This is a genomic window from Nitrospira sp. T9 (assembly GCF_052156535.1).
Lineage (GTDB): Bacteria > Nitrospirota > Nitrospiria > Nitrospirales > UBA8639 > Nitrospira_E.
In genome coordinates, this window is record NZ_JBQKUP010000034.1 from 322,501 (window position 1) to 336,537 (window position 14,037).

At 47.5% G+C, this 14,037-nt stretch carries 10 protein-coding genes and 2 rRNA genes (1 of these 12 only partly in view); 5 read left to right on the plus strand and 7 right to left on the minus strand.

Annotation, left to right across the window (positions count from 1 at the left end; translation table 11 throughout):
- A 23S ribosomal RNA gene (locus ACTRXD_RS10045) occupies positions 1 to 929 on the plus strand (it extends 2,081 nt beyond the left edge of the window).
- A gap of 102 nt (positions 930 to 1,031) precedes the next feature.
- Positions 1,032 to 1,148: ribosomal RNA gene (gene rrf / locus ACTRXD_RS10050) — 5S ribosomal RNA — on the plus strand.
- 63 nt (positions 1,149 to 1,211) lie between these two features.
- On the opposite strand, the gene ACTRXD_RS10055 is transcribed toward rrf, so the two are convergent.
- Positions 1,212 to 1,571, minus strand: a complete 360-nt coding sequence (locus ACTRXD_RS10055) for an STAS domain-containing protein (protein WP_442431672.1) — start codon at positions 1,569 to 1,571, stop codon at positions 1,212 to 1,214.
- 495 nt (positions 1,572 to 2,066) lie between these two features.
- On the opposite strand from ACTRXD_RS10055, the gene hemL reads away from it, so the two are divergent.
- Positions 2,067 to 3,353 carry a glutamate-1-semialdehyde 2,1-aminomutase gene (gene hemL, locus ACTRXD_RS10060; protein WP_442431673.1) on the plus strand — a complete coding sequence of 429 codons (1,287 nt, stop codon included), beginning with the start codon at positions 2,067 to 2,069 and terminating at the stop codon, positions 3,351 to 3,353.
- Positions 3,354 to 3,568: 215 nt separating this feature from the next.
- Here hemL and ACTRXD_RS10065 read toward each other — a convergent pair.
- Positions 3,569 to 4,683 (minus strand): IS3 family transposase gene (locus ACTRXD_RS10065; protein WP_442431674.1). Its coding sequence is split into 2 segments (ribosomal slippage): positions 3,569 to 4,422 and positions 4,422 to 4,683, totalling 1,116 coding nucleotides; the frame shifts between segments, so codons are not numbered across the junction.
- Positions 4,684 to 5,262: 579 nt separating this feature from the next.
- Between ACTRXD_RS10065 and ACTRXD_RS10070 the strand changes: the two genes are divergently transcribed.
- Positions 5,263 to 6,771, plus strand: a complete 1,509-nt coding sequence (locus ACTRXD_RS10070) for an aldehyde dehydrogenase family protein (RefSeq protein ID WP_442431675.1) — start codon at positions 5,263 to 5,265, stop codon at positions 6,769 to 6,771.
- A gap of 521 nt (positions 6,772 to 7,292) precedes the next feature.
- Positions 7,293 to 8,363: a radical SAM/SPASM domain-containing protein gene (locus tag ACTRXD_RS10075; protein ID WP_442431676.1), complete on the plus strand. Its 1,071-nt coding sequence runs from the start codon at positions 7,293 to 7,295 to the stop codon at positions 8,361 to 8,363.
- A gap of 100 nt (positions 8,364 to 8,463) precedes the next feature.
- Here ACTRXD_RS10075 and ACTRXD_RS10080 read toward each other — a convergent pair whose 3' ends face one another.
- From ACTRXD_RS10080 to ACTRXD_RS10100, 5 genes are all read right to left on the minus strand, one after another.
- Entirely contained in the window at positions 8,464 to 8,700 is a 237-nt protein-coding gene (locus tag ACTRXD_RS10080; RefSeq protein ID WP_442431677.1) for a hypothetical protein, read from the minus strand.
- 356 nt (positions 8,701 to 9,056) lie between these two features.
- Positions 9,057 to 9,860, minus strand: coding sequence for a 4-hydroxy-tetrahydrodipicolinate reductase (gene dapB / locus ACTRXD_RS10085; protein WP_442431678.1), 804 nt, complete (start codon positions 9,858 to 9,860; stop codon positions 9,057 to 9,059).
- Positions 9,861 to 9,873: 13 nt separating this feature from the next.
- Positions 9,874 to 10,746 carry a 4-hydroxy-tetrahydrodipicolinate synthase gene (dapA, locus tag ACTRXD_RS10090; protein WP_442431679.1) on the minus strand — a complete coding sequence of 291 codons (873 nt, stop codon included), beginning with the start codon at positions 10,744 to 10,746 and terminating at the stop codon, positions 9,874 to 9,876.
- A gap of 99 nt (positions 10,747 to 10,845) precedes the next feature.
- On the minus strand, positions 10,846 to 12,108 hold the full coding sequence (gene lysA / locus ACTRXD_RS10095) for a diaminopimelate decarboxylase (protein WP_442431680.1): 1,263 nt from the start codon (positions 12,106 to 12,108) through the stop codon (positions 10,846 to 10,848).
- Positions 12,101 to 13,978 carry a B12-binding domain-containing radical SAM protein gene (locus ACTRXD_RS10100; protein ID WP_442431681.1) on the minus strand — a complete coding sequence of 626 codons (1,878 nt, stop codon included), beginning with the start codon at positions 13,976 to 13,978 and terminating at the stop codon, positions 12,101 to 12,103. Before ACTRXD_RS10100 ends, lysA begins: the two co-directional genes overlap by 8 nt.
- Positions 13,979 to 14,037 lie beyond the last annotated feature (59 nt).

Below are 14,037 nucleotides of genomic sequence, written 5' to 3' on the forward strand. Positions count from 1 at the left end.
CATAACGACTGGAGCGCTGTCTCGGGGAGAGACTCAGCGAACTTGTTGTTCCGGTGAAGAAGCCGGGTGCCCGCAACTAGACGGAAAGACCCTGTGCACCTTCACTACAACTTGACATTGGGTGTTGGGCGAGTATGTGTAGGATAGGTGGGAGGCTATGAAGCGGGAGCGCTAGCTTTCGTGGAGCCAACCTTGAAATACCACCCTTGCTTTTCTGACATTCTAACTTGGCCCTGTCATCCAGGGTGAGGACATTGTCTGGTGGGTAGTTTGACTGGGGCGGTCGCCTCCCAAAAGGTAACGGAGGCGCCCAAAGGTTCCCTCAGGCTGGTCGGCAATCAGCCATTGAGTGTAAAGGCAAAAGGGAGCTTGACTGTAAGAGCGACAGCTCAAACAGGGACGAAAGTCGGGCTTAGTGATCCGGTGGTTCTGCGTGGAAGGGCCATCGCTCAACGGATAAAAGGTACGCCGGGGATAACAGGCTGATTTCCCCCAAGAGTTCACATCGACGGGGAAGTTTGGCACCTCGATGTCGACTCATCGCATCCTGGGGCTGAAGCCGGTCCCAAGGGTCGGGCTGTTCGCCCGTTAAAGCGGTACGAGAGTTGGGTTCAGAACGTCGTGAGACAGTTCGGTCCCTATCTGTTGTGGGCGGAGGTGATTTGAGAGGGTCTGTCTCTAGTACGAGAGGACTGAGATGGACGGACCGCTAGTGTGCCGGTTGTCGCGCCAGCGGCAGTGCCGGGTAGCTATGTCCGGTTTAGATAACCGCTGAAAGCATCTAAGCGGGAAGCTAGCCTCAAGATTAGATCACACGGAGGGTAACCTCCCTAAAGGCCACTTGTAGACTACGAGTTTGATAGGCTGGGTGTGGAAGGGCTGTGAGGCCTGAAGCTAACCAGTACTAATCGGCCGTGCGACTTAACAACATTTGTTCTTGATAGACATGGTCTAAGTGAATATGTGAGTTTGATTTAAAAAAATCTGCGTAATTAAAATTTTTTAAATTATTTACTATTCACAAACACTTTCTCGGTGACCTTACCGGAGGGGTACCACCCGTTCCCATTTCGAACACGGAAGTTAAGCCCTCCAGGGCCGATGATACTGCAGCCGTGAGGCTGTGGGAAAGTAGGTCGTTGCCGAGATTTAAATAGGAAAAGCCCAGGGATTTATCATCCCTGGGCTTTTCTGTTTCAAAGAAGTCCATACTAAGTTGAACATTCATTATAAGCACAGTGTGGGCGATGCATAGCATCATACATGGTATCAAATGTGGGTATGGTATGAGGAATTTTTCCTCGAACAAGTTCATTCCTTACCGAACTAAGTGGGCTTACCAATGAAAATGTACCTGAATTAGCTTGAAGAAATTGCTGTGCAAAAAAAAGGAGATTCACCACTTTAGGATCCAAATAGTACAAAGGAGACAAATTTAATATTAAATGTTGAATGCCATGGTTTTGTAATTGTTCAAGCCACTGAATAAATTGTTTTGTATCTCCCTCATCAAATCTTCCAAAACAATCAAGAATTGTTATTTTATTCTTTCTCCGTTGTTCACAATACATTGGTTCATCCCAATATGATTAAAAATTGTTGATTGTTGACGGTATTCTAAAATTTTCGGTTAAAAGTTATAAAAATAAATAGGAAAATTTTGCACTGCAGGCATGAAAAGAAGGCAGGAAAAATTTAATAGTTGCGACAATTGTTTACGTCTAAAATTTGAAGCTACATAGAAAATATATAATTGGAACCGGTCTCGAAACGTTTCTAAGTTCTGAATAGTAAAAGATGGGAAAAATTGGATGGCTGGTTGTTTCTCTGGGAAAAAAGTAGTGGTATGGTTGAAGCTCTGTAAAGTTGGAGTCAGACTGAAGGAGAATAAAAAAACCATTCTTGATAAATTTGGGGAGTTATGAATGTTTAGAATAATAAGAAAATTAAAATTTTGAATTCTTTGGAATGGTATGAATTTTTGAAAGTGCTTGGGTAGGTTTTGCTTTTGGGAAGACGGCTCAAATAACCTATTTAATTGATTTTAAAAGATTGAGGAAAATTTCGTGAAAACAACAAGGTCCCGTGCATTATTTCAACGAGCGAATTCATTTATTCCAGGGGGTGTTAACAGTCCCGTCAGAGCTTTTCGCTCAGTCGGGGGAGATCCCTTATTCATTAAGCAAGCTAAAGGAATAGTGTTAGAGGACGTGGATGGCAATAAATTTTTGGATTATGTTTTATCTTGGGGGCCTATGATTCTTGGGCATGCTAATTCGCGGGTATTAAAGGCTATCATCAGTGCGTCAAAACGCGGGACGAGCTATGGAGCCCCTTCCGAAGGAGAAGTGGACTTAGCCAAAACTATTATCAAAATGGTTCCCTCAATTGAAAAAGTCCGTCTCGTAAATTCAGGGACGGAAGCCGTTATGAGCGCAATTCGTTTAGCCAGGGCTTACACTAAACGTGACTCAATATTGAAATTCGAGGGCTGCTATCATGGGCATGCCGACCATTTGCTCGTTAAAGCCGGATCAGGCGTGGCTACGCTAGGGATACCTGATAGCCCTGGCGTACCAGAATCGTTTGCCCGCCATACACTGACCGCGCCATATAACGACATTAAAACTACCGAAAAACTCATTCATAAACATGCACAAAGTTTGGGCGCAATTATTGTAGAGCCTATTGCAGGAAATATGGGCGTGATTCCTCCGTCGGATGAATTTCTGCCATGGCTCCGAATGATCACTAAAAAGTACGATATTCTCTTAATTTTCGATGAAGTCATTTCTGGTTTTAGAGTGGATCCGGGAGGAGCGCAAGCCCTCTATAAAGTCATACCTGACCTCACGATTTTAGGGAAAATCATCGGGGGAGGCTTGCCCATTGGAGCATATGGAGGCGCCAAGGACATTATGCAAATGATTGCCCCGGCTGGTCCTGTGTATCAGGCCGGAACTCTCTCTGGAAATCCAGTGGCAGTGGCTGCCGGACTAGAGACACTCCGAATCCTTCAAACACCTGGAGTCTATAAAGAATTAGAAAAAAGATCCAAAGTGTTGGCCGAGGGATTAGGAGAAGCAGCTAAGAAAACAGGGATTCCCTACTATCAAACTCGAGTTGGCTCCATGGTGGGTGGATTTTTTACCGAAGGACCTGTCACTGATTACGCCGAGGCCAAAAAGTCAGACACCGTGCGATACGCAAAATTTTTTCATGGAATGCTCAATCATGGAATATATTTAGCTCCCTCTCAATTTGAAGCCATGTTGCTCTCAACGGCTCACACCAATAGGCACATTCATCAGACGATAGCTGCCGCACAAGAGGTCTTTCCTACACTAAGATAATCTCCTTATTGTTGCAGAGCCATAATATGGTTTGGCGTTTGGTTTATTGATTGCCAAGCAGAACTCCCCATGGTTTACCTATCAGTCTTTTCTGCTATGAATGGCCGAAGGATGCCTTCCTTCCATTGTCCTGATTGGGAATGGTTAAAAACCATGCCGGCGTGGTTCTCGCCCTTGGTCGTGCTCACGTTGTAAGCTTCCTGTAAGCTTCCCCGTCAAGCGGACAGTTCATAAGTAGAGTTTTCCGGTGTTGGGTTGTGATAGGTACACGGAGCCGCCCCCTGTAGCGCGTCATGTGGTCGGTGTTCATTATAGATGGTGATCCACTCTGCCGTGAGTTCACGCACCTGCTCCAAACTGCGAAACAGATAGAGATTGAGCACCTCATTCCGATAGGTACGATTGAAGCGCTCGATAAAGGCATTCTGTGTTGGGCGGCCGGGTTGAATGTGATAAATCAACACCCGATTGGCCTTGCCCCACTCGTGAAGCTGCTGTGAGAGAAACTCTGGCCCGTTGTCCACTCGGATCATGTGCGGTAACTCCCGCTCCGCTTTCAGGCGGTCTAACACCCGAATCACCCGCTCAGCTCTCAGAGAGGTATCCACTTCAATGGCTAAGACCTCTCGATTGAAATCGTCGATGATATTGAACGTGCGAAAACGAGTGCCGTGATACAACGCATCACTCATAAAGTCGGCTGACCATATTTCGCTCGGGGCCTCCGGAACGAACACGGAGATCGAGGGTCGCGTGGGTAAGCGGCGTTTCGTGCGTCGGGGATGATTCAACCCCAATTGACGATAGATCCGATGAATGCGTTTGTGATTCCAGGGATGGCCTAAGGCGTGGAGTCGGTCGATATATTTCCACACCCCCCAGCGCGGATGCGCCTCCACCATCTGATTCAGGGCGTCAATAATTTCCTTGTCCCGGGTTTGCCAATCAAAAGGTGTTTGATAATAGGAGGAGCGGGACAGGCCCACCGCCTGACAACTGCGGACCACCGAGAGGCCATGAGTCTCTCGCATCGTCGTGACCGCCGCCCGTTTGTCGGACGGCGTTAGAACTTTTTTTCAAGCAAATCCTTTAAAGCTTGATTCTCTAGGGCCAGCTCCGCATACATCCGTTTGAGCTTCGCGAGTTCGCTCTCGGTTTCCTTGAGCCGCTTGAGATCCGACACCTCCACCCCACCGTACTTCGCTTTCCAGTTGTAGTAGGTGGCATCGCTGATGCCATGTTCCCGACACAGGTCTTTGACTTTGACTCCAGCATCGCCTTGTTTCAAGATGGCAAAAATCTGTGTTTCGCTGAATCGACTCGTTTTCATGAGAACCTCCTGGGTGAATGATGCCAGAAAGCTCTACTTTTCGCCTGTCCATATTTTGGGGAAGCTTACAACGTATTCAGCCGTAACCTCCGTTTGCCAAAGCCGCGACGGGCTTGCGGGATGATTCTTCTTGAGCACTCCATTATTTTTCCTCGTGGGGGAGTTCTGTCACTTACTTAAAAAATATTCAACAGTGCGTGATTGCAAATTCTGGAAACAATTAGCAGGTATTCTTTAACTCCACTACCTGTCTATATCTATCGGAAATAATGGAATTTTTTGGAAAATTTCGCATAGTAGGCAAGGCATCGTATCACGACCAATTTCAAAAGATTGCCAAAAAATGGTTTGTTGACGCCAAAGGACAACCTAACGGACTAGGGTTTGCACTAGATATTGAATCGTCGCCATAATAAGAGGTAGTTCGAAATCCTTGGAGTCATAGGTGAAGCCGACGTCAAGAAGGGTGCCAGCGACAAAATCAGATTTTCAACCACCTTATATTTTTAAGGCAACTCATATGCCTGGTTCTTGAAATCCGATACAGATGATTTTTCCGAAAAAAAAGGAGGTACCCCAATGAGTATGGCGACTTCAACTGAACGGCTTCATCCGGCTGTCCAATCTTTTGTGTCCCATCCACGAAAAATGCTGATTAATGGTCAGTGGGTTAACGCACAATCAGGCAAAACATTTTCCACGTTTAATCCTTCAACGGGTGAAGTAATGGCGGAGGTGGCGGAAGGCGACAAGGCTGATATTGATCTTGCCGTGAAAGCTGCCAGAAAGGCCTTTGAACAAGGCCCATGGCGAAAGATGACGCCGTCTGACCGCGGCAAACTCCTATGGCGGTTGGCGGACCTTCTGGAGTCGAATATAGAAGAATTTGCTCAGTTAGAGTCTTTGGATAACGGCAAGCCGTTAACCATGGCGCGGGCAGCAGACGTGCCATTGGCTGTTGATTTGTTTAGATACATGGCGGGATGGTCCACAAAAATTGAGGGCAATTCCATTCCCATTTCGGTTCCCTATATGCCTGGGACTCAATTCCTGGCCTATACTCTTCGTGAGCCGGTTGGAGTTGTCGGGCAAATTATTCCTTGGAATTTTCCTCTGTTAATGGCGGCATGGAAACTTGGACCGGCGTTGGCCGTGGGATGTACTATAGTGATGAAACCGGCTGAACAAACTCCCTTGTCGGCATTGCGGTTGGGCGAGTTGTTCATCGAGGCGGGATTTCCCGAAGGAGTCGTGAACATTGTTCCCGGCTATGGGGAAACCGCAGGTGCGGCCTTAGCTGCGCATTCTGATGTGGATAAAATTGCATTTACTGGATCGACCGAAGTCGGCAAACTTATTGTGAATGCTGCGACAGGGAATCTTAAAAAAGTCACATTGGAACTTGGCGGGAAATCACCAAGTGTCGTCTTGCCGGATGCTGATCTGGAAACGGGAATACCCGGAGTAGCGAGTGCGATTTTCTTTAATCATGGGCAATGTTGCGCCGCAGGCTCACGGCTGTATGTGGAAAAGAGCATTTTTGACAAGGTCGTGGCAGGGGTTGCCGATCAAGCCAAACAAATTAAGATAGGACCGGGACTAGATCCTGCCACTCAAATGGGGCCATTAGTCTCTGATGAACAGCAACACCGTGTCCTGGGATATTTGGAGTCGGGGTTTGCCGAAGGTGCTCAAGCGGTTGCGGGTGGAAAACGGTCTGGAGACAAAGGGTATTTTGTTGAACCGACCGTCCTGGTCAATACCAATTCAACCATGAAGGTTATTCAGGAAGAAATTTTTGGCCCTGTGGTGTGCGCTGAACCTTTCACGGAAGTAAAAGAAGTGATCGCCAAGGCCAATGATAATATCTATGGATTGGCAGCAGCGGTCTGGACAAAAGATTTGAGTAAGGGCCATCGCATTGCCGCGCAATTACGGGCTGGAACGGTTTGGATTAATTGCCATAATATTTTTGATGCGTCACTCCCATTTGGCGGGTACAAGCAATCCGGCTGGGGGCGGGAAATGGGCCACGAGGCCTTGAATCTCTATACGGAGGTCAAATCGGTCTGCGCCAAATTGGCCTAAGACTGGAACGAAATTCTAAGGAACTTTTGGAAAAGAAGATTTTGTATAAACTCCCAATTTTCCTTCTTCGGATGAAGAGGAAGCCTATGGATAAACTAACGACGAAAGCCTCAAAAAACTTATGCAGGGGAAGCATTGAGTTGGGGGTTCGGCAAGAGGGAAATGCAACCCATATTGGTTGTCGGCCTCGGCTTCGAGGGAGTTCTGCCGAGCTCTCGACTGCATTCGGTGTTTAACGACGGCAGTGGGTTGCTCCGCGATTGGACTGCGGTTTACGAGGGGCTTCCGGTTAGGCCGATAGTGGCGCATGCTTGGCGCGCAAGCCTCTGCTGCTAAGGACGCGTGACTGGTGGCGATGAAAGCTTAACTGCCGGGCACTTCTCCTTTGGGGTATGGACGGGGGAAATTTCTAGATGGTTTTGACAGGAGTGTGTAAGCTCATAAATGAGCCACACTTGTCCAATTTCATTCAGCATGCGGGCATGAGGGACATCCAAAATTATCTATTGTGAGGTAACCGTGTGGCCAAACGATATTATCTTGAATCGGATAATGATGGTTTCATCGGTTCAATCGTTAAACATTGGATTAATGGGGAACGTCCGGTCCCACCATTTCCCAAGACCGTTCAAATACAGACCCTGTCCGGTTGTAATGCCCGGTGTCAATTTTGTCCAAACGGTCATACGACAAACCGACTTTCGATGGGGAGCATGAGTGAGGATCTTTTCAGAAAGATTGTGGACGAGGTCGTCCAGCATCCGGTGAGAAGGATTAGCCCGTACCTGATGAATGAACCGTTAGCGGATCCTCGGCTTCCAGATCTCATCCGCTACATCACGGAACGAAAGAGGAAAGAAACTAGTACGAGTATTAGCACCAATGCCACTTATTTGACATCAGAAATGGGCGAACGTTTAATTGAGAGCGGGCTTGATAGTCTGATGATTAGTTTTCACGGTATTCGGAAGGAGACCTATGAAACTAGCATGGGGAACCTTGATTGGGAAATCCATCTGAATCGGGTCAATGAGTTTATTGAACTTCAAAGGCGAAGAAAATCCAAGAAGCCGGTTGTGACCGTGACCATGGTTCACACCGCAACCCTCGATCAGGAATTGGGGGAAATACGGGATTATTGGAATTCTCGCGGAGTAATTGTCAGAATTCACACCCTGGAAAACCGGTCTCATCCATGGGTTGATGGCAAGGCCATAAATGTTAAGCCAATGAAGCCGTATACCAATTGTGATCGGTTAATGGGTCAGGCGTATCTTCTTTGGAATGGTGATGTCGTGTTGTGCTGCGTGGATTGGGAAAGGACAACCGTTTTCGGAAATGTGACTAATCAATCGGTGGAAAGTGTGTGGAAGGGGGAAACCTATACAGGGTACCGGCGTAATTACCTGGCGGGGCAGATTGGGGGAACGTTATGTGAAGGATGTAAGGTGCAAGACGAAGGGGACTTTAAATTTAAACCATCGTGGTCCATAAAAGGCTTGATAAAAGGTGCCCCCTATCATTATCAACCCCTCCCCCCTCCTCTTCCTGGGAAAACCAACAAAAAGTCATTGGCAGTTCGATCCATATAGAGGAATTTCTCCTTGTACCTAATAAGCATATGACTTGGGCTCTTCCAGGTTCCAAATTCAAATCTCCTCACTAGGGCATACGGAAAAGAGTTGAATGTAACTATTCATCATCGTCTTCTTCGTCTTCGGCGTCGATGGCGGCTTGGCGCATCTGTTCTTCCATGGCATTGTGGATGAGCATCCTGAGAAACATAGAAATAACTGAGCCTTTTTCCAGTGTTCCACCTGGAGGAATGGCAATTTTCCCTTCTTCCACCATTCTATCTAGCCATTTTTTTTGATCCGGGGTCACGTGAACCGGAATCTCCACGAGAGGAATCTTTCCAAAAATATCCATTATAGCCAGTCTCCTTTTTACATAAACCTGATAAATTTCCGCTAATCCCTTACCTCGTCCGGTGAGATTCAAAGGGAAGTGTTGATGAGTGAATGTGGTCCTTGAATCCCTTTCGATAAGACCACGTGCTCTTCGGCTTTGTCAATGAAAGAATTGTGTATCGATAGGATGAATGGAGCCTTTTGGGCCAGGATAAGTAGGTGTTCGATCTAATGGCTTGGAGACATTTGAGAGGATAGGTCTCATGCAATTGTTGTTGAGGAGGTATACCTTATAATTAAGCGTGATTGAAGTTTTTGTTGGCTGTCATCTTTTATGCCGATATAGCGAATAAATTCGGGAAGTAGTATTGTTTTTTAGGATAAGCCTAAAACGTCGGCCATGGAATAGAGGCCAGGTGGTTTTTGGGCTACCCATTCAGCTGCCCGGAGCGCGCCTTGGGCAAAGGTATCGCGAGTATGGGCCCGGTGGGTTATTTCAATGCGTTCTCCTGGCCCACCCAATAAAATGGTATGATCCCCAACAATATCTCCTGCGCGGATGGTTTGCATGCCAATTTCACGAGTTTTCCGTTCGCCGGTCATACCATGTCGTGTATAGACGCCCACTTCTTGTAAATCCCATTCCATGCCTTCTGCCAGAGCCTCAGCCAGTTTAAGGGCAGTTCCGCTGGGGGCGTCCTTTTTCTTATTGTGATGGGCTTCGATTACTTCGATGTTGTACTGCTCACCTAGAGATCTGGCGATTTTCCCGATGGTGCTGAGGAGCACATTGATCCCTACACTCATGTTTGGGGAAAACACACAGGGGATTTTGAGAGCGAATGTTTTAAGTTGGGCCAATTCTTGATCAGTGAATCCGGTAGTTCCAATGACCATGGCCTTGGTGGATTTGACGACTTGCTGGAGGTTGGCCAGACAGGATGAAGGAGCCGTGAAGTCGACCACCACATCACCCTGTGAAAGACAGGTTTGGAGATCGTCGGTGATCGGAATGTTCACTTGCCCGAATTGGGCGACTTCGCCAGCATCTTTTCCAATGGCGGGATGCCCTTTTACTTCGACTGCTCCGGAAAGCTGTAGTCCAGGGGTGCCCTGAGTTAATGCGACTAATCGCATGCCCATTCGACCGGCCGCGCCGGTAATGATCGTTCGAATCATGTGTTCTCTTTCTTCAGAGCACTCCGGCTTGTTTCAAGGCTTCTTGAAGTGCTGGTCGAAATTCCGTAGCAAGTGGGGTAAGCGGCAGTCGAACTTCTTCTGACATTTTTCCCATCATGGCCAGAGCCGCTTTTACAGGAATGGGATTAGTCTCTAAAAATAATGCTCCAAATACGGGGGAGAGTTTGTAGTGAAGGAGTCTCGCTGTTTCGTAGTCACCTTTTAGTGCGGCGTTCACCATGTTTGCCATATCGGTCGGGGCGACGTTGGCGGTGACGGTGATCACGCCTTTCCCGCCGAGGGCGATCATAGGGAGTGTCAAGGGATCATCGCCTGAGAGCACAAGGAAGCCAGGTCGGGATTGATGTATAATTTCGGACACCTGTTGGAGAGATCCACTGCCTTCCTTGATGCCAATAATATTTTGAATTTCCGACAGGCGGCTCACCGTGGTCGGCAACATGTTGATGCTGGTCCGCCCTGGAATATTGTAAAGGATCTGTGGGAAGTCGACGGCTTTGGCGATAGCGGCAAAATGACGATAAAGCCCTTCCTGTGTGGGCTTATTGTAATACGGGGTAATGAGCAAAGCCCCATCGGCACCCACGGCTTTGGCATGTTTCGTAAAAGTAATGGCTTCATCTGTAGAGTTTGAGCCTGTTCCGGCAATGACAGGAACCCGCTTATTCACCACTTCTACGGTGAATGAAACGACCCGTTCATGCTCTTCCGGGGTCAAGGTGGCTGATTCGCCTGTCGTCCCACAAGGTACAATGCCATGGGTCCCAAAAGAAATTTGGGATTCGATGAGATCGGCCATGGCCTTTTCATCGAATTTTCCCTTCGAAAATGGGGTGACAATAGCGACTAACGAACCGCTGAACATAATTCTGACCTCAATCTTTTGGTGTAGGGAATTTTTGTGTTGGTAACGACAAACCGGCGAACGCCTTGGCGAACCAATACAAGACTTTAAATCAAAAAATCAATTCGAGAAGGATTCTGAAATGGTTTCGCCTCGAATGAGATCCTCATAACTTTCTCGTTTTCGAATGACTGTGATGTCCTTCCCTTTCACGAGCACCTCGGGGACGCGTGGCCGAGAATTATAATTTGAGGCCATTGTAAATCCATACGCTCCGGCACTCATGACGGCCAGGAGATCTCCAGGTTGAGAATGGGGCATTTTTCGATCTTTTGCTAGAAAATCTCCTGATTCGCAAATGGGTCCAACTACATCAACCGTGTTGACTGCGGATGACTCTTTTTTTAAGACCGGCTGAATATCGTGGTGGGCATCATATAAGCTTGGTCGTAACAGATCATTCATTGCGGCATCGACAATCACAAAATGCTTGTCCGCGCTTTCCTTGTTATACAGCACTTTCGTCACCAAGATGCCCGCATTGCCTACAATAGACCGGCCCGGTTCCATAATAATCTGGCATGAGACGGATTGTAGCAACGGGGAAATAGCTTCAGCCAGCTCTTTGGGATGGGGAGGCGTTTCGTCCGAGTAGGTAATACCAAGTCCTCCGCCTATGTTGAGATACTGAATGTGGACACCTTTGGATTGCAGTGTTTGAATTAAGGCGATCGCTTTTTTTAAGGCATCAACAAATGGGGTGACCTGGGTTAATTGGGAACCAATGTGTGAGTGAACGCCTACTACTTCAATGTGAGGAAGATTCCCGGCTGCGTCAAATTCTTCAAGTGCCCGGTCCGCTCCAATTCCGAATTTGCTTTTTTTTAATCCGGTAGAAATGTACGGATGGGTTTGGGGATCAATATCCGGATTGATGCGTAACGCCACTTTGGCGCGAAGACCCATGGAACCAGCGACCTCATTGATCTGCTGCAATTCACCTGGAGATTCAACATTGAACATCAGAATATCTGATTCCAATGCATATTGAATTTCTTCTTTGGATTTCCCGACCCCGGCAAAGACAATTTTGTTGGTCGCCATTCCGGCTGTTAACGCGCGGAAAAGTTCTCCACCAGACACGATGTCTGCGCCACACCCTTCCTTGGCGAGGAGACGTAAGACGGTTAGATTCGAATTGGCTTTCATGGCAAAAGCCACGATATGTGGAATGGCATTGAAGGCTTGATCAAAAGCATGAAAATGTCGAATCAATGTCCGATGGCTATAAATGTAACAGGGAGTCCCTACCTGTTCGGTAATTTGGTGAATGGAGACCTCCTCACAGAATAATTCGTCTCCCTGGTAGTGAAAGTCATGCATGCTGGATATCCTCATCAAACAGGTCCAAATTTTCAAGAGCGATTTCGGAAACAATGGATTGAAAGGCTTCTTTTAAGTTTCGATACCGTAATTTCGTGTGGGGGGTGATGGCTCGGAGAATTTCCCCATCAAATAACGTGTAAATAGCTTTCGGAGTCGCATGTTTTATATGCTCAAAGTTGACCACGATATCCATTTTAGCGTCCCGTCCAGCTTGTGTAATCCTTTTCAAGAGTTCTTTGGCATTCAGGTGGTCTAATGTTCCCTCCAGATCAATGAACAAAGCCGCAAAGGCATCGTGACGACGAGCTTTCATTTTCAAACAGAGCTCCTGGGGTTTGGAGTCAGGAAATGGTTGAGGGTGAAGAGCGTTAGGAACGAGTTGCTGCGTTTCACATGTCGGGAGATTGGTTTGCAGATTTTTTAAGACTTTAGCCAGGGGGGATAGAGCGCCTTTGGGTGTGGTGCGGTATATCAATTTTCGAAATTCCCAATTCATTTCAAGCCGGGGAATCAGTCGTTGGCTCTTATGCCCCATGCGATTCCAGATGCAGGGCCAGGAATAAAACTGGTGGTTGGCCCAGAAAAACCCTTCCTGTAATTGCTCGGCTGACATGCGTTTGGGTGTGTATACCACATGCTTCCCGTCATACTTCGACCAGTCCTGATCAATGATCCGGCCCTCCCGCTTAAACCGTTCGAATAAAGCCGTCCCTGGAAGGGGGGTCAACACATTAAAGTAGGCCAATTCGACTTTGTTTCGTGTCAAAAATTCTACGGCGGTTTCGAATACCGATTCGTCATCATTATCAAATCCAAACACGAGGCCGGGATTCACCATGATGCCATGGTCATGAAACATTTTAATTTGTTTTTCAAATTTCCGCACCTGATTGAATCCTTTATTGGTTTCATCGAGCGAATCATCCGACAACGATTCCATCCCGACAAAAACCGATACGCAACCGCTATCGGCAGCCAATCGTACCATTTCAGGATCATCCCCAAGAAAGAGAGTGGACTGACAGCCCCATTTAATGTTGAGGGATTTCAGAGCCTGCCATAACTCACGGCAGTAGGCACGATGACTGTTGTGCAGGTCATCCACAAAAGCAACAATCGAACCTTCTTCCAGCCCTACCCAAATTTTCAGGGAGGTTGTTAGAGCGTGGAAAAGTGACCCACGGGTCATTCGTTCAATAATGTCCGATCGAAGCCATTCTTTGGCTCGTTTCAGTTCTTCAATGACTTCGGGAACGGGTCGGCGTCGAGTGGTTTTGCCATTAAATGGCGAAACGCTGCAAAACTCACAATCAAAATGACATCCTCGCGTCGTGAAGGTGCAAAGCCTGGTCATATAAGAATCCGGGCTGAGCAATTCAATACGCGGGGGTTTGTAATGACTCAAGGTTGGAAATTGGTCCATGCGATAGATTCGTTTCAAGGACCCGGTTTCGATGTCGGTGATGACTTGAGGCCAAAGGTCTTCGGCTTCCCCGCAGACAATGGCGTCGCAGTGGCGAAGGGCTTCATCAGGGCAATAGGTGGGGTGCACTCCTCCGAGAATGACGGGTTTCCCACGTCGACGAAACTCATCCGCGATTTCATAGGCTCTCGGGGCATAACATGTCATGATGGATATTCCAACCACATTACAGGGAGTCTCAAAATCGATATCCCTTACGGCTTCGTCCACGATTTCGACATCCCATGTTGTTGGAGTATAGGCGGCAATCGCTGGTAGGCTGAGTTTTGGAAACCAGATCGACCGGCGCTCGCTAGCCGTCATACGATAGGGATTATTTCGTGGATAGGGATCAAGCAACAGGAGTTTGGGACGAATTTCACCGTGAGTGAGAGAGGTATCCATTCTTTTAACCTCCACAAACAGTTAGAGAGACTGTGGAGGACCTCATTCTACCTTGTGAG

Coding starts and splice junctions, on each gene's coding strand:
- ACTRXD_RS10055 (WP_442431672.1), bottom strand. CDS start 1,571: ATGTATTGTGAACAACGGAGAAAGAATAAAATAACAATTCTTGATTGT.
- ACTRXD_RS10070 (WP_442431675.1), top strand. CDS start 5,263: ATGAGTATGGCGACTTCAACTGAACGGCTTCATCCGGCTGTCCAATCT.
- ACTRXD_RS10080 (WP_442431677.1), bottom strand. CDS start 8,700: ATGGATATTTTTGGAAAGATTCCTCTCGTGGAGATTCCGGTTCACGTG.
- dapB (WP_442431678.1), bottom strand. CDS start 9,860: ATGATTCGAACGATCATTACCGGCGCGGCCGGTCGAATGGGCATGCGA.
- dapA (WP_442431679.1), bottom strand. CDS start 10,746: ATGTTCAGCGGTTCGTTAGTCGCTATTGTCACCCCATTTTCGAAGGGA.
- lysA (WP_442431680.1), bottom strand. CDS start 12,108: ATGCATGACTTTCACTACCAGGGAGACGAATTATTCTGTGAGGAGGTC.
- ACTRXD_RS10100 (WP_442431681.1), bottom strand. CDS start 13,978: ATGGATACCTCTCTCACTCACGGTGAAATTCGTCCCAAACTCCTGTTG.